General features: G+C 71.1%; 21 protein-coding genes. 7 read left to right on the top strand and 14 right to left on the bottom strand.

The genetic code is table 11. From position 1 onward, the window contains the following. The first annotated feature begins 944 nt into the window (after positions 1–944). The 3 genes from AB0B90_RS38085 (at position 945) to AB0B90_RS38075 (ending at position 4,339) form a co-directional block, all read left to right on the top strand. Entirely contained in the window at positions 945–2,330 is a 1,386-nt protein-coding gene (locus tag AB0B90_RS38085) for a selenium-binding protein SBP56-related protein (RefSeq protein WP_362926719.1), read from the top strand. A 58-nt stretch (positions 2,331–2,388) separates the two neighbouring features. Further along, entirely contained in the window at positions 2,389–3,024 is a 636-nt protein-coding gene (locus AB0B90_RS38080) for a hypothetical protein (protein ID WP_350945860.1), read from the top strand. Between the two features lie 73 nt (positions 3,025–3,097). Next, positions 3,098–4,339, top strand: coding sequence for a serpin family protein (locus AB0B90_RS38075; protein ID WP_350945859.1), 1,242 nt, complete (start codon positions 3,098–3,100; stop codon positions 4,337–4,339). Positions 4,340–4,501: 162 nt separating this feature from the next. Here AB0B90_RS38075 and AB0B90_RS38070 read toward each other — a convergent pair whose 3' ends face one another. Further along, positions 4,502–5,335 (bottom strand): hypothetical protein, encoded by an 834-nt coding sequence (locus AB0B90_RS38070; RefSeq protein WP_350945858.1) that lies wholly within the window; start codon positions 5,333–5,335, stop codon positions 4,502–4,504. A gap of 119 nt (positions 5,336–5,454) precedes the next feature. Further along, entirely contained in the window at positions 5,455–6,195 is a 741-nt protein-coding gene (locus tag AB0B90_RS38065; protein WP_350945857.1) for a methyltransferase domain-containing protein, read from the bottom strand. Between the two features lie 122 nt (positions 6,196–6,317). Here AB0B90_RS38065 and AB0B90_RS38060 point away from each other — a divergent pair, with 122 nt between their 5' ends. After that, positions 6,318–7,139 carry a MerR family transcriptional regulator gene (locus AB0B90_RS38060; RefSeq protein ID WP_350945856.1) on the top strand — a complete coding sequence of 274 codons (822 nt, stop codon included), beginning with the start codon at positions 6,318–6,320 and terminating at the stop codon, positions 7,137–7,139. Positions 7,140–7,220: 81 nt separating this feature from the next. Here AB0B90_RS38060 and AB0B90_RS38055 read toward each other — a convergent pair whose 3' ends face one another. Together AB0B90_RS38055 and AB0B90_RS38050 are read right to left on the bottom strand one after the other, a co-directional pair. After that, positions 7,221–7,658 (bottom strand): SRPBCC family protein, encoded by a 438-nt coding sequence (locus tag AB0B90_RS38055; RefSeq protein WP_350945855.1) that lies wholly within the window; start codon positions 7,656–7,658, stop codon positions 7,221–7,223. A 406-nt stretch (positions 7,659–8,064) separates the two neighbouring features. Next, positions 8,065–8,982 (bottom strand): YegS/Rv2252/BmrU family lipid kinase, encoded by a 918-nt coding sequence (locus AB0B90_RS38050; protein ID WP_350945853.1) that lies wholly within the window; start codon positions 8,980–8,982, stop codon positions 8,065–8,067. Between the two features lie 207 nt (positions 8,983–9,189). On the opposite strand from AB0B90_RS38050, the gene AB0B90_RS38045 reads away from it, so the two are divergent. The 3 genes from AB0B90_RS38045 to AB0B90_RS38035 all read left to right on the top strand — a co-directional run bounded on the left by AB0B90_RS38045 (position 9,190) and on the right by AB0B90_RS38035 (position 12,585). After that, on the top strand, positions 9,190–10,764 hold the full coding sequence (locus AB0B90_RS38045; protein WP_362926715.1) for an acyl--CoA ligase family protein: 1,575 nt from the start codon (positions 9,190–9,192) through the stop codon (positions 10,762–10,764). A 175-nt stretch (positions 10,765–10,939) separates the two neighbouring features. Beyond that, complete coding sequence (locus AB0B90_RS38040; RefSeq protein WP_350945851.1) at positions 10,940–11,719, top strand: IclR family transcriptional regulator; 780 nt, start codon at positions 10,940–10,942, stop codon at positions 11,717–11,719. An 8-nt stretch (positions 11,720–11,727) separates the two neighbouring features. Beyond that, positions 11,728–12,585: a fumarylacetoacetate hydrolase family protein gene (locus tag AB0B90_RS38035; protein ID WP_350945850.1), complete on the top strand. Its 858-nt coding sequence runs from the start codon at positions 11,728–11,730 to the stop codon at positions 12,583–12,585. Between the two features lie 121 nt (positions 12,586–12,706). On the opposite strand, the gene AB0B90_RS38030 is transcribed toward AB0B90_RS38035, so the two are convergent. The 10 genes from AB0B90_RS38030 to AB0B90_RS37985 all read right to left on the bottom strand — a co-directional run bounded on the left by AB0B90_RS38030 (position 12,707) and on the right by AB0B90_RS37985 (position 24,449). Further along, entirely contained in the window at positions 12,707–13,489 is a 783-nt protein-coding gene (locus tag AB0B90_RS38030) for a hypothetical protein (RefSeq protein ID WP_362926712.1), read from the bottom strand. A 1-nt stretch (position 13,490) separates the two neighbouring features. Then, positions 13,491–14,435, bottom strand: coding sequence for an alcohol dehydrogenase catalytic domain-containing protein (locus tag AB0B90_RS38025; RefSeq protein ID WP_350945848.1), 945 nt, complete (start codon positions 14,433–14,435; stop codon positions 13,491–13,493). A 5-nt stretch (positions 14,436–14,440) separates the two neighbouring features. Continuing rightward, positions 14,441–15,367 carry an NAD(P)-dependent oxidoreductase gene (locus AB0B90_RS38020; RefSeq protein ID WP_350945847.1) on the bottom strand — a complete coding sequence of 309 codons (927 nt, stop codon included), beginning with the start codon at positions 15,365–15,367 and terminating at the stop codon, positions 14,441–14,443. Beyond that, positions 15,364–16,200 carry an SDR family oxidoreductase gene (locus tag AB0B90_RS38015; protein ID WP_362905328.1) on the bottom strand — a complete coding sequence of 279 codons (837 nt, stop codon included), beginning with the start codon at positions 16,198–16,200 and terminating at the stop codon, positions 15,364–15,366. The genes AB0B90_RS38020 and AB0B90_RS38015 overlap by 4 nt, the downstream gene beginning before the upstream one ends. A gap of 38 nt (positions 16,201–16,238) precedes the next feature. Further along, on the bottom strand, positions 16,239–17,816 hold the full coding sequence (locus AB0B90_RS38010; RefSeq protein ID WP_350945845.1) for an ABC transporter substrate-binding protein: 1,578 nt from the start codon (positions 17,814–17,816) through the stop codon (positions 16,239–16,241). A 64-nt stretch (positions 17,817–17,880) separates the two neighbouring features. Further along, the gene (locus tag AB0B90_RS38005) at positions 17,881–18,837 is read right to left on the bottom strand and encodes an ABC transporter ATP-binding protein (RefSeq protein ID WP_350945844.1); all 957 of its coding nucleotides are present in this window, start codon (positions 18,835–18,837) and stop codon (positions 17,881–17,883) included. Then, entirely contained in the window at positions 18,834–19,868 is a 1,035-nt protein-coding gene (locus tag AB0B90_RS38000) for an ABC transporter ATP-binding protein (RefSeq protein WP_362926709.1), read from the bottom strand. Before AB0B90_RS38000 ends, AB0B90_RS38005 begins: the two co-directional genes overlap by 4 nt. Continuing rightward, the gene (locus AB0B90_RS37995) at positions 19,865–20,737 is read right to left on the bottom strand and encodes an ABC transporter permease (protein ID WP_350945842.1); all 873 of its coding nucleotides are present in this window, start codon (positions 20,735–20,737) and stop codon (positions 19,865–19,867) included. Before AB0B90_RS37995 ends, AB0B90_RS38000 begins: the two co-directional genes overlap by 4 nt. Beyond that, on the bottom strand, positions 20,734–21,714 hold the full coding sequence (locus tag AB0B90_RS37990; protein WP_362926707.1) for an ABC transporter permease: 981 nt from the start codon (positions 21,712–21,714) through the stop codon (positions 20,734–20,736). The genes AB0B90_RS37995 and AB0B90_RS37990 overlap by 4 nt, the downstream gene beginning before the upstream one ends. 11 nt (positions 21,715–21,725) lie before the next feature. Continuing rightward, positions 21,726–24,449: a family 78 glycoside hydrolase catalytic domain gene (locus tag AB0B90_RS37985; protein WP_362926705.1), complete on the bottom strand. Its 2,724-nt coding sequence runs from the start codon at positions 24,447–24,449 to the stop codon at positions 21,726–21,728. Positions 24,450–24,452 lie beyond the last annotated feature (3 nt).

The following is a 24,452-nucleotide window of genomic DNA, read 5'->3' as shown; positions in this document are numbered from 1 at the left end:
GACGGCGCACCCGGACCCGAAGGACCACCCGGACCCGCAGGCGCCGACGGCGCACCCGGACCCGAAGGACCACCCGGACCCGCAGGCGCCGACGGACTCGACGGCGCCCCCGGCCCTGAAGGCCCAGAAGGGCCAGAAGGGCCAGAAGGGCCAGAAGGGCCAGAAGGGCCAGCTGGTGCCGACGGGCTCGACGGCGCACCAGGGCCGGCAGGACCCGCAGGCGCCGATGGCGCACCCGGACCCGAAGGACCGGCAGGACCCGCAGGACCCGCAGGACCGCCCGGACCCGCAGGCGCTGACGGCGTACCCGGACCCGAGGGACCGGCAGGGCCGGCAGGACCCGCAGGACCAGCCGGGCCCGAAGGACCTCAGGGTCCCGTCGGGCCTCAGGGGCCGATCGGACCGCAAGGCCCGCCTGGAGCGGCGACAACCAGCGGAACGACTGTCGGCTACCCGGTCGTCAGGGCCCATATCGTCAGGGCGCCGATCGTCACCGCCCCGATCGTCTGGGCTGCCGCCGCTCCTCCGACCATCTGCACGGCCGTGAGAGTCTGCTGAGATTTTCAGCGGTCTCCTGGAAACAGGTCGATTGAGGTGTTCCCGTCCTGCGGTTCACTTCGAAGGTCTTTAGGACCGGGAGAGTGAAGTCCGGAAACGGCCGCACCGGACGGGTAACCGTCAACTGAAATACGGAGAGGTGCGGGGCGCGACGCCCCGCACCTCTCCCCTGTTAGGCGCCCTTTCACGAGTCTCTCGAAACCTCCGACGGCCTCCCTACGGGAAGATCTCCGGTCGCGCGAGCGGCCCTCTCGTTTCACCGGCCAGGAGACCGTGAGGAGGTGCCCCCGTCCGCACCGGTCACACAAAATGACCACTGGACAACAGGCAGTTTTCCTACATGATTAGTTGGGTACCGATTCCGGCTACGAGTTCAGGAGTTCGCCGTGGCACTCATCCAGCCCGACCCCACCTTCTACCCGTCGGCCCGTGAGGCCATGACGGCCCCGAAGGAGGAACTCGCCTACGTCGCACTGCTCGCCGCGACCGGCGACGGCCGGCCCGACGGGCTCGCCACGATCGACCTGTCGACCGGGGCGATCGCCGACGTGCACGACATGTCCGTCCCCGGCGACGAACTCCACCACTTCGGCTGGAACGTGTGCAGCGCGGCCCTGTGCCCGTACGCGCCCCACCCGCACGTGGAGCGCCGCTACCTGGTCCTTCCGGGTCTGAGGTCCAGCAGAATCTACATTTTCGACGTCAAGGACGACCCCCGGCGACCCAAGCTCGTCAAGACGATCGAACCGGAGACGATCTTCGAGAAGACCGGCTACAGCCGCCCGCACACCGTCCACTGCGGCACCGACGCCATCTACGTCAGCGCGCTCGGCGACGTGGACGGCGACGCGCCCGGCGGGATCTTCACCCTCGACCACGACACCTTCGAGCCGAAGGGCCGCTGGGAGGCCGACCGGGGGACACAGCGGCTGCACTACGACTTCTGGTGGCACCTCGGGCATGACACGATGATCTCCAGCGAGTGGGGAACACCCAACCAGATCGAGCCGGGACCCTCGCTGGAGCTTCTGGTCGGCCGACAGTACGGCCACCGGCTGCACGTCTGGGACCTGGCCAAGCGCAGACACCTTCAGGAGATCGACCTGGGTGACCAGCACCAGATGGCCCTGGAGCTTCGCCCCGCCCACGACCCGACCAAGACCTACGGTTTCGTCAACACCGTGATCAACGTCGAGGACCTGTCGGCCAACATCTTCACCTGGTACCTGGAGAACGGCGTCTGGAAGGCGCGCAAGACGATCACGATCCCGGCCGAGCCCGCCGACCCCGACCTGCTGCCCGAGCCGCTCAAGCAGTTCGGCGCGGTGCCACCGCTGGTCAGCGACATCTCACTCACCCTTGACGACCGCATCCTGCTCGTCTCCGCCTGGGGCACCGGTGAGCTCAAGGCGTACGACGTCTCCGACCCGTTCGCGCCACGCGAGACCGGCTCGGTCCGGATCGGCGGGATCGCCAGGCGTGACGGCCACCCGGCGGCTCGGGGCCGGGCGCTGAACGGAGGGCCGCAGATGGTCGAGGCGAGCAGGGACGGACGGCGGGTCTATTTCACCAACTCGCTCTACCGCTCCTGGGACGACGTCTTCTACCCCGACGGCATCTCCGGCTGGATGGCGAAGGTGGACATCGCCGACGACGGTTCGATCGCCCTCGATCCGGACTTCTTCGTCGACTTCTCCTCCGACGGCCGCCGCGCGCACCAGATCCGTCTGCAGGGTGGCGACTCCTCCTCCGACTCCTACTGCTTCCCGTGATCCCGGCCACCTTCCCACCGGACGTCGACACCTTCCCACTCCCCGCGAGGCACACCCGATGGATCTGACGTCCCTGCTCATCCTGGCCGGGCTCGGTGCCTTCCACGGCCTGAACCCGGCCATGGGCTGGCTCTTCGCGGTCGCGCTCGGGCTGCAGGAGCGCTCTCGCGAAGGGGTGCTGCGCGCGCTGCCGCCCATCGTGCTCGGCCACGCGGGCTCGGTGCTGATCACGCTCGTACTGGTGTCGGCGGCCCGGCTGGCCGCCCCGCCGAAAGCGGTCTCGTACGGCGTGGCGGCCGTGGTCTGCGGGTTCGGCCTCTGGCGGCTGCTGAGACGGCGCCATCCCCGCTGGGTCGGCATGAAGGTGACGAAGTGGCAGCTGGCCGGGTGGTCGTTCCTGATGGCCACCGCTCACGGTGCCGGGCTGATGGTGCTCCCTGTCGCCCTGCACAGCGGACACGGTGGACACGGCGGGCACGGGGGTCACGAAGGGCACGACGCCGCCGCGCTTGCCTCGCAGAGCCTGCTGACGACCGGGGTGCACACGGTGTCCATGCTGGTGACGACGACCGTTCTGGCCCTCGTCGTCTACGAGCGGCTCGGCGTGGCGGTGCTCCGCAAGGCGTGGTTCAACCTCGACCTCGCCTGGGCCGTCGCCCTCATCGGGGCCGGCGCCTTCGCCGCGATCACCTGATGCCGCCCGGCACGCGACCCGAAGCCCGCGCGAACCGGGTGAACCGCCCGGCGGCGGCGTACGTTTCAGGATCATGCGCCGACTGTTACCCGCCCTGCTGGCCGTCGCCGCCCTCTCGGCGTGTGCCATGACCTCCTCCAGCGTGATCACCGCGAAGGGGGTGGAACGGGAGACTCCGAAGGATCCTCCGATCAAGGAGACCGTACGCGGTCTGACCTCCTTCGGGCACGCCCTGTTCGCCGCGACCGCGAAACCCGGGGCCAACACCGTCCTGTCGCCTCTGAGCATCGGTTACGCCTTCGGCCTGGCGAGGGCGGGAGCCGCTGGAGACACCGCCACCGAACTCGACGCGGTCTTCGGCTTCCCCTCAGGCGGTCCGCACACCTCGCTCAACGCGCTCACCAGGCAGATCGTCACGACCGACGCTCCGCCTCCCCTTCCGGAACCGGACGCGGAGCGGGACGCCCAGGCGGGCGCGCCCGAACCACCGGTCGTGGGCATCGCCAACGACCTGTTCACCCAGGAGGGGTTGGACGTCAAGCCCGAGTTCCTGCGTACGCTCGCGGCGCAGTACGGCACGGGCGTGCGCCAGGTGGACTTCACCGGCGACGCCACGGAGGTCATCAACGCCTGGGCCGAGGAGCGGACCGCGGGGCGGATCAGAAAGGTGTTCGACGACCTGCCCGCGCGGACCAGGCTGGTCATCGCCAACGCCGTTTACCTGCGGGCCGACTGGACGGTGCCGTTCACCGACGCGCCGGAGGAGGGCGCCGCCTTCACCCGCGCGGACGGTACGACGACACGCACGACCCTGATGCGCAAGGACGGCTTCCTCCCGTACGCGGCGGGACCCGGCTGGCAGGCCGTGGAGTTGCGCTACGCCGGAGACGAGCTGGCCATGTGGGTCCTCCTGCCGCGAGCGGGCGGTTCCCCCGGTGACCTGCTCTCCCCCGCCGTGATGGCGGGGGTGGCGCGCGGGCTTGAGGAGCGGCCGGTGCGGCTCGCCATGCCCCGGTGGGACTTCTCCACGAGCCTGGATCTGGCGGAACCGCTCGCGAGACTGGGGCTGCGGGGGACCGACTACTCGGGGATCACCGACGGAGCCCTCCTCGACCAGGCGGTCCACCGCGCCAACATCACCGTGGACGAGTGGGGTACCGAGGCCGCCGCCGTCACCGGTCTCGCTTTCGCCGTGTCGGGCCCGCCCGCACCGGAGGCCGAGGTCCGTGCCGACCACCCGTTCGCCTTCGCGATCGTCCACCGGCCGACGCTGACCCCGCTGTTCATCGGCCAGGTCGGCGACCCGGCCGTGTGAGGGCGTCCGGCTGAGTGAGGGCGCCCAACCGCGTGAAAGCGACCTGATCGCGTGAAAGCGAGCCGACCGCGTGAAAGCGATTCGGCCCGCCTGGCGGAAGGCCAGCGAAGACCCCGCTGTCCGGCGGGAGGTGACCGCGCGCGAGCGCGACCTTTCGCGGGCTCAGCGGGAGAAGGGGAGCAGGCCCTTGTCCACCACGGTCCGGCCGAAGACGCGGGCCAGCTCCGCCAGGCGGGCCAGTTCGTCGTCGGAGAGCGCGGCGTACGCGGGCAGCGCCAGCTCGTCGGTGCGGTCCTCGATCCGCTGCCTGAGCGCCGCGCCCTCCTCGGTGAGCTCGTCGCCGGCGAGCAGGCCGCGTCCGCGCAGCCCTTCCTCGGCCGAGGCCCACTCCTCCTCGGGCCAGTCGCGGCTGAGCTTGAGGAACACCGTGGGGACGTGCCCGGCCGCGGCGTGCAGGACCAGCGCGTCCAGCGGGCCGACGCCCTCGGCCAGCAGGGTCGCGACGTGCCCGTCGCCCCGGAACTCACGAAGCAGCGTCTGGGCGTGCCAGAGCCGTTGAAGCGGCTCGGAGGGCCAGGGCAACGCGGCGTGCGCGGCGAACAGCGGGCGCCCCTGGGGGTGCTCGCACGCCCTCTCCGCGGCGCGGACGGCGAGTTCCGTCGTCTCGGCGAGGGTGTCGATCTCGTGGATCCCGGCCCGGCGCAGTGCCGCTCCCGCGGCTTCGAGGCGGGCCGCGAGCAGCTTCTCCGGGGTCGTGACCTGCCACGCGGCGGGAAGGGCGCGCCGCACCAGGGCGGGGTGGAAGTTGTAGAAGGTCGCGATGACCAGCTCGGCGGAGGCGGTGCCGAAGGCCGCGGCACGGGAGGCGAAGTAGCCGGCTCGCTCATCGAGGCCGAGCGCGGCGTAGCGCTCGGTGGCCTCGGGCACGAAATAGATCATCCCGTGGACGGGCTCCAGGCGGCGCCAGGATTGACGGGCGAGCTGGACGTCGGTCATCACGCCTCCAGGTCGATGGAACGGTCGGGGCCCTCGGTCTCGTGCCGGGCGGAGCCGGCACTCCTCGGACAAACCGACCGGCCGGTCTCCAGGAACCTATTCCTACCCGCCAGTAGCCGTCAACGGCGGCGCACCACGAAGACGCCCCAGCCGAGGTATCGCCTGCCGTACTCGACGTGCGAGCGACGGGAGCGCTCCAGGAAGTCGCGCACCTCCCCGACCTCCGGATCGTCGGGGTTGCCGCGCAGCCAGTCGCTCAGCGTCCACCACTGGCTCGCCATGTAGCGGTCCCAGCTGTCGGGGTCGGCGAGGACCATCTCCAGCACCTCGACCCCCGCCGCCTCGAACCGGTCGAACGTCCCGGCCAGCGAGGTGAAGTCGTCCGGGCCGAAGCCGAACGACTCGTACGCCCCGGCGGGCGGCTCGGAGGTCCAGTACGGCTCGCCGACGAGGAGGATCCCGTCGTCCTTCAGCGCGGGGAGCATCAGCTTGACCGTTCCCTCCAGCCCGCCGCCGATCCAGGTCGCCCCCAGACAGGACACGACGTCGAACGCGCCCGCCTCCGCCCGGTAGGCTCCCGCGTCGCCCTTCTCCAGGCTGACGTGATCGGCCACCCCGAGTTCCTCGACCCTGGCGCGCGCCGCGTCGAGGAAGACGTCGCTGATGTCGACGCCGACCCCCTCGATCCCGTGGGCGAGGGACCACCGGCAGAGCATCTCCCCCTTGCCGCAGCACAGATCGAGCAGGCGCATTCCCGGCCGGAGCCTGGCGACCTCGCCGAGCAGCGCGAGCTTGTCGTCGGTGAACGGGTTGAGGATGCGATGACCGCCTTCGGCGATCTCGTGAAAACGCAGCGACATGGTCGCCATACTCACCCGGTGCCGAACCGCCGGGCAACCGGTTATCTCCGGGCGCTCCCCCCGGGGAAGGGCCGGGAGGGGTTGCGGCTGACACGGTGTCAGCCCCTATACCTGAAAGCACCATGTTCAGTATCGGAGAGTTCTCCCAGCTCGGCCAGGTGTCGGTGCGCATGCTGCGCCACTACGACGCGATCGGCCTGCTCAGGCCCGCCCATGTCGACCCGGACAGCGGGCACCGCTTCTACCGGGCCGACCAGCTGTCCCGGCTCAACCGCGTCATCGCCCTGAAGGATCTCGGCCTCACCCTGCGCCAGATCTGTTCGATTTTGGACGAGCGGGTCGACGCCGCGGAACTGTACGGGATGTTGCGGCTGCGCCGCGCCGAGTTGGAGGAGCGGATCGCGGCGGACACGGCCAGGCTCCTCCGGGTGGAGGTACGGCTCACGACGATCACCAAGGAAGGTCACATGCACCCGGAAGAGGTCCTTCTCAAACCGATCCCCTCGACACGCGTGGCGGAACTCACCGCCGTCGCGGCCAGTTACGAAGGCGAGGACATAAGCCCCGTCATCCAGCCCCTCTTCACCGAGCTGTGCCGCCGTCTCGACGTGGCCGGCGTGAAGGTCACCGGGTACGGCATCGCCCGCTACGAACCCGAGGCCGACGGCCGGGTGATCGTGCACGCCGGGCTGGAGGTCGCCGCGGAGACGAGCGACGACCACGACTTCGCCGTCGTGGACCTGCCGGAGATCGAGCAGGCCGCCACGATCATCCACCGCGGCTCGATGGAGGAGGTCGGCCCGACGTTCCAGACGCTGGCCCACTGGATCGACGAGCACGGCTACCGGGGTGTCGGGCTGGCCCGGGAGGTCTCCATCGACTGTCCCGAGGGCGACTACGACAACTGGGTGACCGAGCTGCAGATGACGGTCACCCGGGCGTGACGAACACCGCGGGCGGCGATCACCCACGGTCCGGCGGCGTGAACGACGGGCCGCCGAGGCGCTCTCCGCCCGTGGACGACGTCACGCGTCCGAGGTGACCAGGTCACCGAGGCGGCGGGCGTTCCGCTGGAGCTTGCGCCTGAGCATGCGTCCGAGAATGGGAGCGCGCAGGCGTAGCAGCCCCGGGGGCCTCACCTGGAACCAGATGGTCAGCAGGCATCGGTCGTCATCCAGGGGCACGACCGATCTGCCGCCCACGACCTCGATTCCCGACGTCCCCCGCCAGAGGAACTCCCTTCCGGGCACCACCGAGGTCACCACACCGCTGATGTAGTAGACGCCCCCGGCGAAACGGAACATCTCCTCGGTGGTGGTGCCCGGGACGACGATTCCCGGCGGGTCGGGCGCCATCGTGGTCACGCCCGCACGCCAGCGGGGATCCTGGCCGAAGTCGGCGACGATGCGCCATATGTCGGCCGCGGGGTGGTCCATCTCGATCGAGACCCTCACCTCGATCACAGCTCGTACACGGTCCCTGCCGGCCTCTCGGACGCGGTCCGCGGGCGGGCCCGGGCAGCGTCGGCGGCGGCGTTGTCGTCGTTGCCGTCGCGTGAAGCCGGAGCGGAAAGGACCGGCACGGGGTCCCTACGGGGGCCCGGCGGGGCGTCGTGTTCGCCGCCGGGGGCGACGTTCTCCGTCCAGTGTTCCCCGGTCATCGCCCCGCTCTTTCCCGTTAAGCGAAATCAGTCGATGAACCATATCGAATATGTATTTGTCATGAATGCTAACTAAAAGGGGGTTTCGGGGGGCGTCGGGACGCCCCCCGAATGTCGCGCGGGCCGACACCGGTACACGACGCCCCACGATCACCGCCGATCGGAGCCGGCGGCTCACGATCGTCGTCGGCCTGGCCGGCGATCCACGATCACGGCTGGTCGGAGCCGGCGGACTCGGGGACACGGATGGTGATGCCGCCGGGCACGACCTTGGCCTTGAGCTCGGTGACGCTGCCCTTGGCGCCGCCGTCCAGCTCGTAGGTCATGGGAGTGGCGAACGTGGCGGTCATCTTGCGCGCCCGGGTCATCCTGACGAACGGCGACTCGTCGGACCGCCCCACGCTCATCCGGCCGAGCACGCGGGCCCACTGGATCGGCCCCTCCGCGGTGGTCACGCCGATCTCCAGCCATCCGTCGTCGGGACGCGCGTCGTCGAACGCCTCGACACCGCCGGTGATGGTGCCGACGTTGCCCAGCAGCAGACAGCTCGCCTCACCCTCGAACCACGTCACGCCGTCGATCTTGACCTTCATCCGCACGAGCTCTCCCCGGACGTGGCGCAGCCCCGTCCAGACGTACGCCACCCGCCCCAGACGGTCCTTCAGCCCTCGATCGGCGTCCTCGATCATCGCCGCGTCGAAGCCGACCCCGGCCATCACCGCGAAGTGCTCGCCGTTGACCTTTCCGAGGTCCAGCTTCCTGCTCTCGCCGTGGAAGGCGATGTCCACGGCCTTGGGCAGGTCCTCGGGGATGCCCAGGTTCTGCGCGAAGAGGTTCGCCGTCCCCGCCGGGAGGATGCCGACCGTGACGCCGGAGCCCGCGAGCGCGTCCACGCAGCGCTGCACCATGCCGTCGCCGCCCCACACCAGGACCAGGTCGGCCCCTTCCTTCAGCGCCTTCTTCGCCTTCTTCGGCGCCTTCTTGCTCTTGGGCACCTCGTACCAGAGCAGTTCGCCGACGCCCTCGTCGGCGAGCAGCCTGCGCAGCTCGTCAAGCCCGCCGCCGAACGTCTTCTTCTGGTGGGCGATCACCGCGACCGTGCCGACCTTCTGCTTCCGGGGCAGCATCTGACCTCCTGTAACGCCACGTCGGATACCTCAACGGCTGCCCTCACCCCGAACCGGCAAACGTCGCCGCCCACCGGAGGGATCCTCCCGCACCCGGGTCGTTCGCCGCCCGGCCCGGCCATTGAGTTCACATATATGAACAGCTTGACAGCATACGGAACCCACCTGACAATGGGCCGCGAAGCCCCACAGAGAGGCGGAGTTGCCGTGTCGGCTCATGTCAGTCGGACGCCCGACGCGGGCGTCGTCGCAGGTCTGAGTTTCGAGGCCCTCACCCCGACGGCCTTCCTGGACCGGGCCGCGGCGGTCCACGCCGACCGCACGGCGGTGATCGACGGGCCACTCCGGCTGACCTACCGCGAGCTGCACGAGCGGTGCCTGCGCCAGGCGGGCGCGCTCGCCGCCCTGGGGGTGCGCCCCGGCGACCGCGTCGCCGTGCTCGCCGCCAACACCCCGCTGCTCCTGGAGTCGCATTTCGGCGTGCTGTACGCGGGAGCGGTGCTCCTCACCCTCAACATCAGGCTTTCGGCGGAGGAGTTGCGCCACATCGTCCGGCACTCGGGTGCCCGGCTGCTGATCTTCGACCCCGAGTTCGCCGAACTCGCCGAGGCGGTCGCCGAACCGCTGGAAGACCTGAGAGCCGTGGGCCCGCTGGAGTACGAGCGGCTGCGCGCCGACGCCGCGCCACACCGGGTGCCCGTGACGGACGAGCACGCGCTGATGGCCCTCAACTACACCAGCGGAACCACCGGCCATCCCAAAGGGGTCATGTACCACCACCGGGGCGCCTACCTCCAAGCGCTGGCCATGGTCGCCCACTTCCGCCTCACCCAGGAGGCCGTCTACCTCTGGACGCTGCCGATGTTCCACTGCAACGGCTGGGCGTTCCCCTGGGCCGTCACGGCCGTCGGCGGGGTCCACGTCTGCCTGCGCGGAGCCGACCCGCACCAGGTGTGGCGACTGATCGCCGCCGAGCGGGTCACCATGCTGTGCGCCGCGCCCACGGTGCTGATCTCCCTGGTCGAGACCGCCCCCGCGTCACCCGACGGCCATCGGGTGACGGTCGCGGTCGGCGGCGCGCCGCCGTCGCCCACCCTGCTCCAGGGCTGCGCCAGGGCCGGCTTCGACGTCACCCACCTGTACGGCCTGACCGAGACGTTCGGCCCCGCGGCCATCTGCGACTGGCGGCCCGAGTGGTCGGCCCTGCCGATCGGCGAGCAGGCACTGCTCCGCGCCCGCCAGGGCGTCTCGAACCTGGTCTCGTGCGCGATGCGCGTCCTCGACGCCGAAGGCCGGGACGTGCCCCGGGACGGGGAGACGATCGGCGAGGTCGCGCTGCGGGGCAACACGGTGATGCTCGGCTACTACCGGGACGAGGAGGCCACCCGGGCCGCCGCGCCCGACGGCTGGTTCCGCACCGGCGACCTCGGCGTGCTGCATCCGGACGGCTACCTGCAACTGCGTGACCGCGCCAAGGACATCATCGTCTCCGGCGGGGAGAACATCTCCTCGATCGAGGTCGAGGCGGCCCTGGCCAGTCATCCGGCGGTCCTGGAGGCGGCGGTGGTCGGCGTTCCCGACGATCGCTGGGGCGAGCGTCCCTTCGCCTTCGTGACCCTGCGCCCCGGCGCGGAGGCCACCGCGGAGGAGCTGCGCGCGCACGTACGCGGCCGGATCGCCGCGTTCAAGGCGCCGGACAGGTTCGAGTTCGGGGAACTGCCCAAGACGTCCTCCGGCAAGATCCGCAAGGTGCCGTTGCGTGCCCGGGCCAATGCCCGCTGACACCGCCGGTCGAGGACGCGGACCACCGCGCGGAGCGAGCGGCACAGCCGGGCGTCCCCCGAGCGCGAACCGCCGCACCGGGCGGTCGACCGGAGCTTTCCCCACCCGTCAGCGAAGCGGGTAAGGTGCCACTAGCCGAACCTCGGTTTACCTACATGAACGGCCTTCCATCGCCATGAACCCACTTGTCAAGTCGGCGGACCGCACCCTCGCCATTCTGGACCTGCTGACCGACCATCGCGACGGCCTCACCCTGACCGAGATCCAGCGCCTGCTGGAGATCCCGAAGAGCAGCACCTACACGCTGCTCGTCACGATGGCCACCAGGGGGTTCCTGGAACAGGACGCCGAGACCCGGCGCTTTCGCGTCGGCATCCGGCTGTGGCAGGCGGGCCAGAGCTACGTCGCGGTCTCCGACCTGGAGCAGGCGGCGCTGCCGTACATGGAGGCGCTGCGGGACACCCTGAACGAGACCGTCCAGCTGGCCACGCTCGACGGCACGGACAACGTCTACATCGCCAAGGTCGACCCCGACCAGCAGCTGCGCCTCGCCTCCCGCGTCGGCATCCGGCTGCCGGCCTACGCCACCGGGATCGGCAAGGCCCTGCTCAGCCAGCTCCGCGACGAGGAGATCGGGGAACGGTTCGCCGAGGTCCGCTTCGTCCAGTACACCCCTCAGACCATCACGTCGCTGCCCCACCTGCTCGCCGCCGTGCACGAGGTACGCGAGAACGGCTACGCGACCGACAACTCCGAGTACACCCCCGGCGTGTTCTGCATCGCCGCGCCCTTCAGCGGCCACCGGGGAGGCGGCCGCGCCGCGATCAGCGTCTCGATCCCCGAGATGCGCAAGACGCCGGCGCTCATCGCCACGACCATCGACAACGTCCGCTCGACCGCTCACCAGCTCTCGCTGCGCATGGGCTACCAGGTCGGCGCGGGCGGCAACGCGTAAGGACTCACATGGAACTCTTCCGGTTCGGCCCGGCCGGGTCAGAACGCCCCGCCGTACGGCACGAGGGGCGCGAGTACGACCTCACCTCGCTCACCGCCGACCTCGACGGCGCGTTCTTCGCGGCCGACGGCATCGAGCGGGTCGCCGCCGCCCTGGCCACGGGTGAGCTCACCGAGATCGACACGACCGGGCAGCGGATCGGATCGCCCGTCGCGCGGCCCGCCGCCGTGGTGTGCATCGGGATGAACTACGCCGCCCACGCGGCCGAGTCCGGCGCGGCCCCGCCGGAGCACCCCGTGGTCTTCCTGAAGCACCCGGGTTGCGTGGTCGGCCCCGGCGACGAGGTGATCCTCCCTCCCGGTTCGGTCAAGACCGACTGGGAGGTCGAGCTCGCCGTGGTGATGAAGCGCACCCCGCGCTATCTGAGCGACCCGGCCGAGGCCCTCGACTACGTGGCGGGCTACGCGCTCTCCAACGACCTGTCGGAGCGGGCGTTCCAGATCGAGGTGTCGGGCGGCCAGTGGTCCAAGGGCAAGTGCGCCGAGACGTTCAACCCGCTCGGCCCGGTGCTGCGGCCCGCGGCCGAGATCCGGCCCGACCGGCTGCGGCTGCGCTCCTGGGTCAACGGCGAGCCCCGGCAGGACTCCAGCACCGCCGACATGATCTTCTCGGTGCCCGAGCTCATCGTGCACCTGAGCAACCACATGCTGCTGCTGCCCGGCGACGTCATCAGCACCGGAACCCCCGAGGGCGTCGGTCTCTCCGGCCGCTTCCCCTACCTCAGGGCCGGCGACGTGGTGAGCGTGGAGATCGACGGGCTGGGCCGGCAGGAGCAGAAGGTGGTGGACTACCGGCCCGTGTCCTGAGCGACGTCAGGGCACGGGCGGACGGCCCCGCGACCGGTCGCGGCACGGAAAAACGACACGGAGAAGACGACCCGGCAGGCCCGGCACCGCGCGATCGGTCGCGGTGCCGGGCCTCCCGCGTTCACGAGCCGGGGAGCTCCGCGACGACGCCGTCCGGGTAGCGGGTGAGCTGGTCGGCGTCGTAGATGGTCAGCGGCACGTCGGCCACCCTGCGGACCCGCTCGTGGGCCGCCATCGCCTCGTAGATGTTCTCGCAGATCCCGATGGGCTGGTCGGTGTCGAGGTTGCGGCGGGTGAAGTAGGCGTCGGTCACCGTGACCACGCCCGCCGTGCTGTCGATCTCCACGGCCATGGAGGCGCGATGGTGCGAGCCGGTCCACCAGGTACGGATCCCCGGCACCACCTCGTCCTCGTCGGCGAGCAGCCGGACCCGGTCCCACGCGTCGTGGGTGAGATAGCCGAGCACGTCCGGCGGCAGGCAGGCCCAGCGGTCGTCGTGCGGGTGCCGCTTGGTGCGGTGGAAATGGGTCCAGCCACGCTCGGTCAGGCAGAACCGCGCGTTCGGGAACAACGGGACGTTCGAGGTGGTGTAAAGCTGCAGCGGCGTCAGCAGGACGTGGGTGACATCCTCCGGTGCGACACCGTGCGCGGCCAGCTGGTCGGGCAGCCACTGGCCGGGCTCACGCCGCATCGCCGCGCGCTCGCCGAGGAAACCGGCCCACTGCTCGTTCATCGGGCCGAGGTCCTCGGCCGGTCCCGTGCCGACGAGCGCGGTGACCCCCTCGCCCTGGATCAGCACGGCCTGGAAGGCGAGCCGATACCACCGGTCCCAGTCCGACATCCAGTACACCTCGGGACCCGGAACGTCTCCGTCGCCCAGATGAAGCAGACGTACACCGAACATCTCACTCCCCTCCCCACGGGCGCAGCAGCGCCTTGACGACATCCTGTCGTCCTTCCATCAGCTCGCCGAAGATGGCCGCGCCGTCGGCCAGGTCGAAACAGGACGCCCAGTCCAGCGTGAGGCTCCCCGCGAGCCTCACGGCGTCGGCGAACTCGGCCGCCGTGTAGCAGTACGAGCCGACGACACGCTTCTCCTCACGGACGATCTTCTGTCCGTCGAAGGCGGCGTCGCTGCTGAGCAGCCCCACCCACACGGCGGTGCCGCCCGGGCGCAGGTGCTGCACCGACACGCGGTGCGTCACCGCCGCGCCGACGGCGTCCACGACGATGTCGAACTCGCCCCGCAGAGAGGTGGTGACGGCGGTCGCACCCAGGCGCTCGGCCACCTCCAGCCGCTCCCGCGACAGGTCGCAGACCACCACCTGGTCGGAGAACCGCCTGGCCGCGAGCATGGAGACCAGGCCGATCGTGCCGGCGCCCAGCACGGCGACGCGGGCGCCCTCGGCCGGGCGGGCGAGGTTCAGCGCGTGCACGCCGTTGGCGAGGGGCTCGATCATCGCCGCCGTCTCGAACGACATGGACGGCTCGATCGGATGCAGGGCCTTCTCGGGTACGCAGACGTACTCCGCGAACGCCCCCGCCCGGTGGATGCCCAGGATGGCCCGCTCACGGCAGAGATGATCGCGGCCCAGCAGGCACAGGTCGCACACCCCGCAGCTGAGCAGGGGGTTGACCGTGACCCGGCGGCCGTCGGGGGTGGTCCCGGCGAACTCGTGGCCCATGATCAGCGGTGGCCGCCGGAAACCGCTGTCGCGGATGCCGTGCAGCTCGCTGCCGCAGATGCCGACCGCGCGGACCTGGACGAGGGCCTCACCGTCGATCGGCCGGGGGTCGGCGACATCGAGCAGCTCGACGGTGCTCGGCTTGGTGTAGACGAGAGCGCGCACCGTGCTCAGCCCGCCTTCAGCAGGTCACGCATGATCTCGGCGGCCCGCCGCTGCAGCAGCGGCAGCGACCTCGTCGAGAGGTAGGCGACATGCGGGGTCACCAGCACGCGGTCGTGCCCGGCCAGCTCCGCCGAGATCCCCGACGGCGGCTCCCCCGCCAGCACGTCCAGCGAGGCGAAGCCCAGCGTGCCCGCCTCCAGCGCGGCCAGCAGCGCGGACTCCTCCACCAGGGCTCCCCTGGCGGTGTTGACCAGATGCCCGGCCGGGCCGAGCGCCTCCAGCACCGTCCGGTCGACGATGCCGCGGGTCTGCTCGGTCGAGGGCATGTGCAGCGTGAGGTGGTTGACGGCCGCGGCGAGGCCGGCCGGCGTCGCGTGCCCGGTGACGTCCGGGGGCAGGTCGGCGACGTACGGATCCCACACGTGCACGGGGAAGCCGAGCGCGGTGGCGCGGCGGGCGACCTCACGGCCGATCCGCCCGAACCCGGCGATGCCCACCGGGTCCTCACCGGGGCACAGCGGCGCGGCGATGCCCTCGGTGGTCCACCCCCGCACGGTGTAGGACCGGCTCGCCGCGACGAGCCTGCGGTTGTGGGCGTAGATCGACGCGACCGCGTGGTCGGCCACCTCCGCCAGGCAGTAGTCGTCCACGTTGCGGACCTCGATGCCCAGCCGGGCGGCGGCGGCGAGGTCGATGTTGTCCAGGCCGATCCCGTACCGCACGACCGCGCGCAGCCGGGGCAGGCCGGACAGGACCCGCTCGGTCAGCGGCGCCCACTGCACCAGCAGGCCGTCGGCGTCCGCGCCGACCTTGAGCACCTCCTCCTCGCTTCTGGCGTCGTGGTGGCTCACCTCGAACTCGGGGACCAGGACTCCGCGCTCGATGGAGCCGTCCCCCAGGTTGGTGTCGGTGATGACGATGTGCGTGTTCAACGCGGGTCCCTCGAATCGCTGTCGATGCGCGTCGCCGGAGCCGATCCGGCGAAGCTGGAGTTCTCGCCCAGGCCTTCGGGGCCCATGGCCAGATAGCCGCCGTCCACGGGCAGTTCCGCGCCGGTGATGAAGCTGGCGTCGCTGGAGCACAGGAAGGCGATGGCGCGGGCCACCTCGTCCGGCTCGCCCAGGCGGCCAAGCAGGTGGAAACGGCCCCAGACCGGTTCGACGGCGGCCCGGTCGCCGTTCGCGGCCCGGCTCACCTCGGGGGTCCAGATCCAGCCGGGGCTGACCGCGTTGACCCGGATGCCGTCCGGGGCGAGGTCCATCGCCATGCACTTGGTCAGGGTCAAGATGGCGCCCTTGGTCGCGTTGTAGGTCCAGCGCGCCGGCTGCGCGACGTGGGCCGAGACACTGGCGGTGTTCACGATCGCGCCCGCCCCGGAGCGGGCCAGCAGCGGATGCGCCGCCTGCACCACGTTGCCGATGCCCTGCACGTTGACGCGGAGCACCCGCTCCCAGTCGGCCGCCGTCACGTCCAGGCCCCTGGCCAGGAAGTTCACCGCGCAGTTGACCACCGCGTCGAGGCGGCCGTGCGCGGCCTCGATGCCGGCGACGGCGCGGCGCACCGCCTCGCCGTCGCCGACGTCGACCACCTCGGCACTCGCCGTGCCGCCCATCCGCTCGATCGCCTCGCGAGTGGCGGCCAGGCCGGTCTCGTCGACGTCGAACCCGATCACGTGCATGCCGCGCGCGGCGAAGCGCAGAGCCGTGGCCGCGCCGATACCCGACGCGGCGCCGGTCACGACGCCGACACGATCGGTCCAGTCCATCTTCGTCCTCCCCTTCGGTCAGGCGTCCGGTCGCGAGGTCAGTCCGACACCCACGCGTTCAGGAAGCTCGGCACGCTGTAGCGCAGCCGGCTCGGCTCGTCGAGGTCGACGCTGTGCACCCGCTTGGACCAGATGAAGCCGATCGGCGTGCTGGTCGTCCACACCCACGGGAGCTTGGTGGTCAGGACGGCGTCCGCCTCGTTCCACAGCTTCTTCTGCTCCTCGGGGCTCCCGGCGACACGGGCCGCCTCGACCTTCTCGTCGAAGGCGTCGTCCTTGAACCCGCCGGTGTTCAGGTCGCCGCCCGAGTGCAGGAACCGGTACGGCAGCAGGTCGGGGGTGAGGAATCCGGCCATCGTCCAGCAGATCGCCCCGTACTTCTTGCCGAAGAACTGCGCCAGCCAGGCGGAACTCTCCAGCGCGTCCAGCTTCACGTCGAATCCGGCCGCCTTGAGCTGGGAGACGATGACGTCACTCGCCGCCCGGGCGTTGTTGCAGGTGTAGGTGAAGGAGGCCTTCTTCCCCGTCTCGCTCTCGTACGCCGCGATCAGCTCCTTGGCCCCCGCGAGGTCGTACTCCGGGACGGCCTCGGTGCCGTGGAAGGGGTTGCCCTCGGGGAAGAGGCTCACGGCCGGCCTGCCCAGTCCCTCGGTGGTCAGGTCGACGATCTCCTGGCGGTTGAGCGCCTTCGACACCGCCTGGCGGACCCGCTCGTCGTCGAAGGGGGGCCTGGTCACGTTGAGGATGATGCTGTCCTGGTCACCGCCGACGCCCTGGACGAAGTTGACCTGGGTGTTCGTCGTCGCCGTCTTCATCAGCGTCGAGGAGGTGGTCGCCATCAGGTCGATGTCCCCGGCCAGCAGCGCCTGGTAGGCACTCTGCGGGTCGGCGATGGTCTTGACCACGACCTTGTCCAGGTACGCCTGCTTGTCCTTGTTCCAGTACTCGGGGTTGCGGACCAGTTCCACCGGGCTGCCCGGCGACCACGACTGGAGCTTGTACGGCCCGGCCCCGGCGGCGTGCGCGGTGTAGTCGTCGCCGTGCTTCTTCAACGCCGTCGGGGAGGCCACGTACCCGGCGGTGCCGGAACCGTCGTAGGAGAACACGTACGGCAGGTTGCTGAAGGGCTTCTTCATCTTGATGACGACGGTGCTGTCGTCCTTCACCGCGACGGAGTCGACGGAGGACAGCAGCGCGGCGGCGGTCGAGCCCTCGGCCCTGTTGCGGTCGAGGTTGAACTTCACCGCCTCGGCGTCGAAAGGCGTGCCGTCGCTGAATTTGACGCCCGTGGGCAGCGTCATCTCCCAGCTCATCTTGTCGTCGCTCTCGACCAGGGACCTGGCCAGGTTCGGCTCCGGCCGGTCACCGATCTTCGGCACCGTCATCAGCGTGTCGTAGACCGCCGAGCCGATCAGCGCCATCGTGTTGGCGGAGCCCTTGGAGGGGTCCAGCGTGGTCAGGTCGGCCCCGGCGGCGACGGTGAGGGTGCCCCCCGCCTTCGGGGCGGCGTCGGCGGCGGCTCCCGAAGGAGAGGCGGCGGTGCCGCTCTGCACCGTGCAGGCGGCCAGGGTGACCACGGTGACGGGCGCGATGAGCAGGGCGATCGCCCTGCTCACACGGCTACCCCTGTATGGGACGCGCATTGCCTTGCCTTCTTTCTCAAAAGGGGAAGAGCGGTGGTCAGCGGACGGCGGGCTCGAACGGGTGGTGGCAGGCGACCTCGTGCCGCGGGGACAGTTCGTCCAGCGGGGGCGGGGTGGTCGTGCACACCGAGGTGACGGAGGGGCACAGCGCGGCGAAGCGGCAGCCCGGCAGAAGCCGGCCGTCCACGTCGTCGCTCCCGGTCCTGGTGCGGATCCTGGGTGCGGGGTCGTCGTCCGGCTCCAGCGAGGGCACGGCGTCCTGGAGGGCGACCGAGTAGGGGTGGCGGGGACTGTTGGCGATGTCCGGTGCGGTGCCCCGCTCGACGACCCGCCCGGCGTACATCACGGCGGTCCGGTCGCACAGGGACGCGACCACGCCGAGGTCGTGGGAGATGAACAGCATGGCCAGGCCCTGCTCGGTGCGCAGTTCGGCCAGCAGTTCCAGGATCTGCGCCTGGATGGAGACGTCCAGCGCGGAGACCGGTTCGTCGCAGACGAGCACCTCGGGCCGCAGGATCGTGGCCCGCGCGATCGCGGCCCGCTGGCACTGGCCGCCGGAGACCTCGTTGGGGCGGCGGAGCGCCATCTGCTCGGTGACGCCGACCCGGTCGAGCTCGGCCAGCGCCCGTGTGCGCCGTTCCTGCCGCGTGCCCTGGCCGTGCACCCGCAGCGGCTCGGCGACCGAGTCGAGCAACGACCTCTTCGGGTTGAACGACGCGGCCGGGTTCTGGAAGATCGCCTGCACCGACGCCCGCAGCCGCCGCTCGTGGACGCCCACCGGCGTGCCGTGCAGTGTCAGCCGGCCGCTGCTCAGCGGTACCAGCCCGAGCATCGCCCGCGCCGTGGTGGACTTCCCGCAGCCGGACTCCCCGACCAGGCCGAGGATCTCTCCCCGATAGAGCCGCACCGAGACGTCCGAGACGGCTTCGGGTCCGTTGCCGTACCGCACGGAGCCGTTCTCCAACGTGAAGATCGGCTGCTTGCCTTCCGTCATCGGCTCGCCTTTCCCGGGTGCCAGCAGGCGTACTCGTGGCCGGGGACGTCGCCGAGCGCGAGCAGCGGCGGCTGCTCGTCGCGGCAGCGTGCCGAGGCGTGCCCGCACCGGGGGCCGAAACGGCAGCCGGGGGGTGGGTTCAGCAGGTTGGGCGGCTGCCCGGGTATCGGCCGCGGCAGGGACTGCTCCGTCGCGCGGTGCCGCGGGATCGCGGCCATGAGCGAGCTGGTGTAGTGCATGCTCGGCCGGGCGAAGACGGCACCCACCGGCCCTCGCTCGGCGATCCTTCCGGCGTACATCACGGCGACCTGGTCGGTGTGGCGGCCGACGACGCCGAGGTCGTGGCTGACCATCACCAGCCCGATCCCGAAGCTCGCGCACAGCTCGTCGAACAGGTCGAGGATGCGGGCCTGCACGGTGACGTCCAGCGCGGTGGTCGGCTCGTCGGCGAACAGGAGCTTGGGGCGGCAGGCGACGGCCATCGCGATGGCCACCCGCTGGCGCATTCCGCCGGACAGCTCATGGGCGCGGGAGTGGACGCGCCGGGCGGCCTGCGGGATGCCCACGGTCTCCAGCAGCTCGACGGCCCGCGCCGCGGCCTGGCGGCGGGTCACCTCGGGGTCGCGGCGGACCGCCTCGGCGATCTGCTCGCCGATCGGCGTGATCGGGTGCAGCGCGCTCAGCGGATCCTGGAAGACCATCGCGACCTCGCGCCCCCACAGGGCACGGCGGCGGCGCTCCTTGAGATCCAGCACCGAGTGCCCGGCGATCACGACCTGGCCGCTGATCCGGGCCGTGCCCGCTCTGGTGAGTCCCATCGCGGTGCGGGCCAGCACGCTCTTGCCGGACCCCGACTCCCCGACGATGCCCAGGCGCTCGCCGTAGCCGAGTTCGAGGCTCACATGGTCGACCGCGCGGACCGTCCCGGCGCCGGTCGGGAACTCCACGACCAGGTCCCGGATGCTCAGCAGCGCGTCGCCGGCGCCCGGGGTCTCGGCAGGGGTGACATCGGAGGTCGTGTCGGGGGTCATCGCACACCTGCCGTCGCGGCGTCGGAACGGGACAGGAAACGGTCGGCGATCAGGTTCAGGCCCAGGATGGTGAGCAGCATGAACATCGAGGGCACCGCGACGAGGCGCGGATCCTCGCTGATGAAGATCCGGCCACTGTTGATCATGCTTCCCCAGGAGGGCTGCTCCGGCGGCACGCCCATCCCCAGGAAGCTCAGGCCCCCCTCGATGAGGATCGCAGAACCCACGCTGACCAGCGCGTACGCCATGACGGGCTGGAGGATGTTGGGCAGCACGTCACGCACCACGATCGACCACGTGCGGGTGCCGATCACCTGACTCGCCTCGACGTACTCCCGGCCCGCCACCGACATCGTCTGCGCCTTGGCCAGCCGGACGAACACCGGCGTCATCGGCACCAGGATCGCGATCATCACGTTGCCGACCGAGGGCCCGAGGAACGAGGCCAGCGCCAGTGCCAGCACCAGCCCGGGGAAGGCGAGGATCACGTCCACCACGAAGGAGACGACCGCGTCCACCCAGCCCCTCAGGTAGCCCGCGAGCATGCCGAGCGGCACTCCGATGAGGGCGGCCGCGGCGACCGAGCCGAACCCGATCCCGAGCGAGATCCTCGCCCCGGACAGGGCTCGGGCGAGCAGGTCACGACCGTAGTTGTCGGTGCCGAGCCAGTGCTGGGCGGAAGGACCGCCGAGCCGTTCGGCCGACGACATCGTCTCGGTGTCGAGCTGGAGGAACAGCGGCAGGGCCAGCGCGGCGAGGGCGAGGAACCCGAGCCAGGTGAGCGACAGCGCGTCGGTCAGCCGCCAGGTGCGCAGCCGCCGTCGCCAGGTGCTCGCGGCGCCCACGGCGGGAAGAAGTCCTGTGCTCACGCGACCGGCACCTCCCGCGCGCGCCCGGCCTGACGGCCGGCCGTCCGCGTCTTTCGCAGCCGGGGGTCGATGAAGCCGTACAGCAGGTCCACGACCGCGTTGATCAGTACGAACGACGTGGCCGCCACCAGCACGACCCCCTGCACGGTGACGTAGTCGCGGGCACTGACCGACTGGGCCAGGATCGACCCCAGTCCGGGCAGGCTGAACAGGTTCTCGATGATCACGCTCGACCCGATCAGCACGCCCGCCACCACTCCGATCGAGGTGGTGAGCCCGAGCAGGCTGGGCCGGAACGCGTGCCGCACGGCCATCCGCAGCGGCGAGATCCCCTTGGCACGTGCCACGTTCATGAACTCCTGTCCGTATGTCTCGACCAGGTCGGCCCGCAGCACCCGCTGGTAGAGCGCGGCCGGACCGGCGGCGAGCGCGAGGGCGGGCAGGAACAGCGAGCCGAGGTTCTGTCCCAGTCCGGCGCTGATCGGGACGAAGCCGTTGGCCGGGTACAGTCCGAGCTTGATCGCGAACACCCAGATCAGCACGAACGCGAGGACGAAGGAGGGCACCGAGACGGCCACGAACACCAGTGAGCTGATGCCGCGGTCCACCACGGTCCCCCGTTTGATCGCGGCGACCGCCGCGAGGGGCACGGCCGCCGCGAGCGCGATGATCTGGCTGAGGACGATGAGCTCGACGGTGACCGGCGCCCGCGCCAGGATGATGTCGGCGACCGGCTGCCGGTTGGCGTAGGAGCGGCCGAAGTCGCCCCGCAGGATGTCGCCCAGCCAGTTCACGTAGCGGTCGGCGAGCGGCCGGTCCAGCCCGAGTTCCTGGCGCAGGGCCGCCACCGACTGGGGGGTGCCCGACTCGCCGAGGATCGCCCTGGCCGGGTCTCCTGGCAGCAGGTTGAGGCTCAGGAAGCACAGGGTCGACACCACGATCAGCACGGCCGCCAGCCGGGCCAGCCGCAGCAGCACCCTCCGCGTCCTCATCGCGGGCCCAGGTGCACGCGGACCGTGTGGCGACCGGGGCCGAGCCGGACGTGTCCCGTCGTGGTCACTGCCGGGGTCACTGCCGGGGTCGCTGCCGGGGTCGCTGTCGTAGACGGGGTCGCGTCCCCGGCTTCCAGCGCGGCGCCGACCGGCGCGTGCACGGTCGCGTACGCGGCCCCCGGCACCTCCAGCTCGTGCTCGACGACCTCGCCCGACCATCTCCAGTGGCTGCGGATCGGGCCGACCGGACTGTCGTAGCCGGCCCTGACCCAGTCGAGCTCGCGGGTGTAGCGGGCGCGCACGGCGACCTCGCCGGTCCAGGTGGTCTCGGTGGCGTCGATGCCCGCCACCCCCTCGAAGAGGTGACGGCCGACCGCACCGAGGGCGCAGTGGTTGAAGGAGTTCATCTCGGCGGTGGCCAGCGACCCGTCCGGTTCGATGCCGTCCCACTTCTCCCAGATCGTCGTCGCGCCCTGGCCGACCATGTAGAGCCAGCCGGGCATCCGGTCGCGGAGCAGCAGCCCGGTGGCGAAGTCGGCGTGCCCGTAAGCGCTCAGGACGGGGAGCACGTGCTCGACGCCGTGGATCCCCGCGGTCACGTGTCCGATCCGCTCGATGTTCTCGCGGAGCCGGTCCGCCGTCGCCCGCGCGGCCTCGCCTCGCACCAGGCCGTACCCGACGGCCTGGGCGTAGGCGGTCTGGGTCGCCTCCTTGATGTCGCCGTCGGGCAGCAGGAACGCCTCCAGGTACGCCTCGCGGATCCGCTCGGCCCTCGCCGCGAGCCGCGCCGCCTCGCCGTCCTCGCCCAGCCGGCGGGCGATCTCCGACAGCTGGACGAAGGAGCGGTAGCTGTGCGCGGTCCCGACGATCGGCCGGGGTGTGGTCGAGTACGCGCCGGTGTACTCGAACCCGGTGTGCCGCGGGAGCCCGTCGCGCTCCGGCAGGGAGAGCCAGTCCCCGAAGTCCGCGCCGGTCTGGTTCACCCGCAGGCCGTCGGGGTTGGCGCGGTCGACATGGCCGAGGAAGCGCGTCATGGGCTCGAACAGGCGCCGCGCGGTCTCCAGTTCGCCGTAGCGCTGGACGAGCAGGTGCACCAGCCGGACGAAACCGTCGGACCAGCCTGGTGCCCCCGGTCTCAGCGTGCTCGGCGGCACGGCCGGGGCGTAGTTGCGGATGATCCCCTCGGCGTCCTGGGTGTCGGCCGCGTCCTGCGCGAACTTGGCCACGAACGCGGAGACGTCGAAGTGGTAGGCGGCGGTCGGGGCGATCACTCCCGCGTCGCCCAGCCAGCCGTGCCGTTCGTCCCGCTGCGGGCAGTCGGTCACCGCCTCCAGGAAGTTGTCCCGCACGGTCCACTCCACGTTGCTCGCCAGCCGGGTCAGCCGGTCGTCGGAGCACTCGAACCAGCCCGTCCTGCTGGGCAGCCCGGTGACGGAGCGCGCCTCGATCGAGGTCTCCGGCAACACGTCGTAGGCGCCGTACGGCGTCGTCCCCGGTAGCCCCCACACCTCGGCGTAGCGGAAGCCGTGCATCGTGAACGAGGTCTCCAGGCGGTGCGGCCCCGGGTCGGGAACGGTGTAGCGGTCCTCCTGGAAGGCGCCGCGCAGGTTGTCGCGGTAGACCAGCCGGTCGGGCGTGAGAATCTCGCCGTGCCGCACGATCAGTTCGACGGAGGGCGCGCAGGGCGTGGTGAGCCTGGTCCAGCCGACCAGGTTCTGCCCGAAGTCGAAGACGGCCGGGCCGCGCGCGTGCGCGTGGACCAGCTTGCCGGGGTGCGTCCGGTAACCGGTGATCGAGTCGTGCGGCTGCGGCAGCACCAGTTCGGGCGCTGCGGTGAAGGGCAGGGCCGGAGCCCACCCGGTGTCGTCGAACCCGTTCAGGTGCCAGCCCTCGGGCTCCTGGCGCAGGTCCTGGATCTCGCCGCGCAGCAGGTCGGAGGCGAGGAGCGCGCCGTGGCCGGTACGCCACTCCTCGTCGGTGCCCACGACGGGGACGCCGTCGACCTCCAGTTGCGCCAGGAAGGCCGGGCGGTCGCCGTAGTAGCCGGGCTCGCGGAGCAGGCCGAGGCGTCCCGCGTACCAGCCCTTGGCCAGGACGGCGGTGAGGGTGTTGCGGCCGCGCCGCAGCGCCGCCGTGCCGTCGAAGGTCTGGTGGTGGACGCGGACGGCGTAGTCGGTCCAGCCTGGCCGGTACAGCTCGCCGGAGGTCAGCTCGACCCCGTTGAGCCAGAGGCGGTAGAGGCCGAGCGCGCTCGCGTACACCCGGACCGAGCCCATGTCCTCGACGTCGAACTCGCGCCGCAGGTAAGGGCAGGGGTCCCAGCTCTCGCGCGGGAACGCCACCGGCTCGGCGCGGATCCATCCGGCCCGCCAGTCGGCGGCGGAGGTGAGCCCGACCTCCCAGGAGGCGACGTCGCCGGTCAGGCGCAGGCCGGAACGATCCAGGGCGGTGACCGTCCAGTACAGCCTCTGGCGCGAGGCGGGTTCCGGGCCGCCGTAGCCGACCCAGGGGCGCTCGCCACCGCCCGACCACAGCAGCGGGCCGTCCCTCAACGCGCGCTCCGAGGCGGCGACGGACACCTCGAAGAACGTGCCGGGATCGATCCGGGCGTCGGGCGAGACCGACCAGGACAGGCGTGGCGGCGTGCCCGGCATGCCCAACGGGTCGACGCGCCCCCCGGTGCGCGGCGAACTCAACGCCGGGCTTGTCTGCTGCCTCATCAT

Source organism: Streptosporangium sp. NPDC049078, assembly GCF_040648855.1.
GTDB lineage: Bacteria > Actinomycetota > Actinomycetes > Streptosporangiales > Streptosporangiaceae > Streptosporangium.
Note: the sequence above shows the minus strand (reverse complement) of the source record. Positions and strands in the feature narration are given on the sequence as shown.

Excerpts from the sequence above, each read along its gene's own strand:
- AB0B90_RS38080 (WP_350945860.1), top strand. The coding sequence starts at position 2,389 with ATGGATCTGACGTCCCTGCTCATCCTGGCCGGGCTCGGTGCCTTCCAC.
- AB0B90_RS38075 (WP_350945859.1), top strand. The coding sequence starts at position 3,098 with ATGCGCCGACTGTTACCCGCCCTGCTGGCCGTCGCCGCCCTCTCGGCG.
- AB0B90_RS38070 (WP_350945858.1), bottom strand. The coding sequence starts at position 5,335 with ATGACCGACGTCCAGCTCGCCCGTCAATCCTGGCGCCGCCTGGAGCCC.
- AB0B90_RS38065 (WP_350945857.1), bottom strand. The coding sequence starts at position 6,195 with ATGTCGCTGCGTTTTCACGAGATCGCCGAAGGCGGTCATCGCATCCTC.
- AB0B90_RS38060 (WP_350945856.1), top strand. The coding sequence starts at position 6,318 with ATGTTCAGTATCGGAGAGTTCTCCCAGCTCGGCCAGGTGTCGGTGCGC.
- AB0B90_RS38050 (WP_350945853.1), bottom strand. The coding sequence starts at position 8,982 with ATGCTGCCCCGGAAGCAGAAGGTCGGCACGGTCGCGGTGATCGCCCAC.
- AB0B90_RS38040 (WP_350945851.1), top strand. The coding sequence starts at position 10,940 with ATGAACCCACTTGTCAAGTCGGCGGACCGCACCCTCGCCATTCTGGAC.
- AB0B90_RS38035 (WP_350945850.1), top strand. The coding sequence starts at position 11,728 with ATGGAACTCTTCCGGTTCGGCCCGGCCGGGTCAGAACGCCCCGCCGTA.
- AB0B90_RS38030 (WP_362926712.1), bottom strand. The coding sequence starts at position 13,489 with ATGTTCGGTGTACGTCTGCTTCATCTGGGCGACGGAGACGTTCCGGGT.
- AB0B90_RS38015 (WP_362905328.1), bottom strand. The coding sequence starts at position 16,200 with ATGGACTGGACCGATCGTGTCGGCGTCGTGACCGGCGCCGCGTCGGGT.
- AB0B90_RS38005 (WP_350945844.1), bottom strand. The coding sequence starts at position 18,837 with ATGACGGAAGGCAAGCAGCCGATCTTCACGTTGGAGAACGGCTCCGTG.
- AB0B90_RS38000 (WP_362926709.1), bottom strand. The coding sequence starts at position 19,868 with ATGACCCCCGACACGACCTCCGATGTCACCCCTGCCGAGACCCCGGGC.
- AB0B90_RS37985 (WP_362926705.1), bottom strand. The coding sequence starts at position 24,449 with ATGAGGCAGCAGACAAGCCCGGCGTTGAGTTCGCCGCGCACCGGGGGG.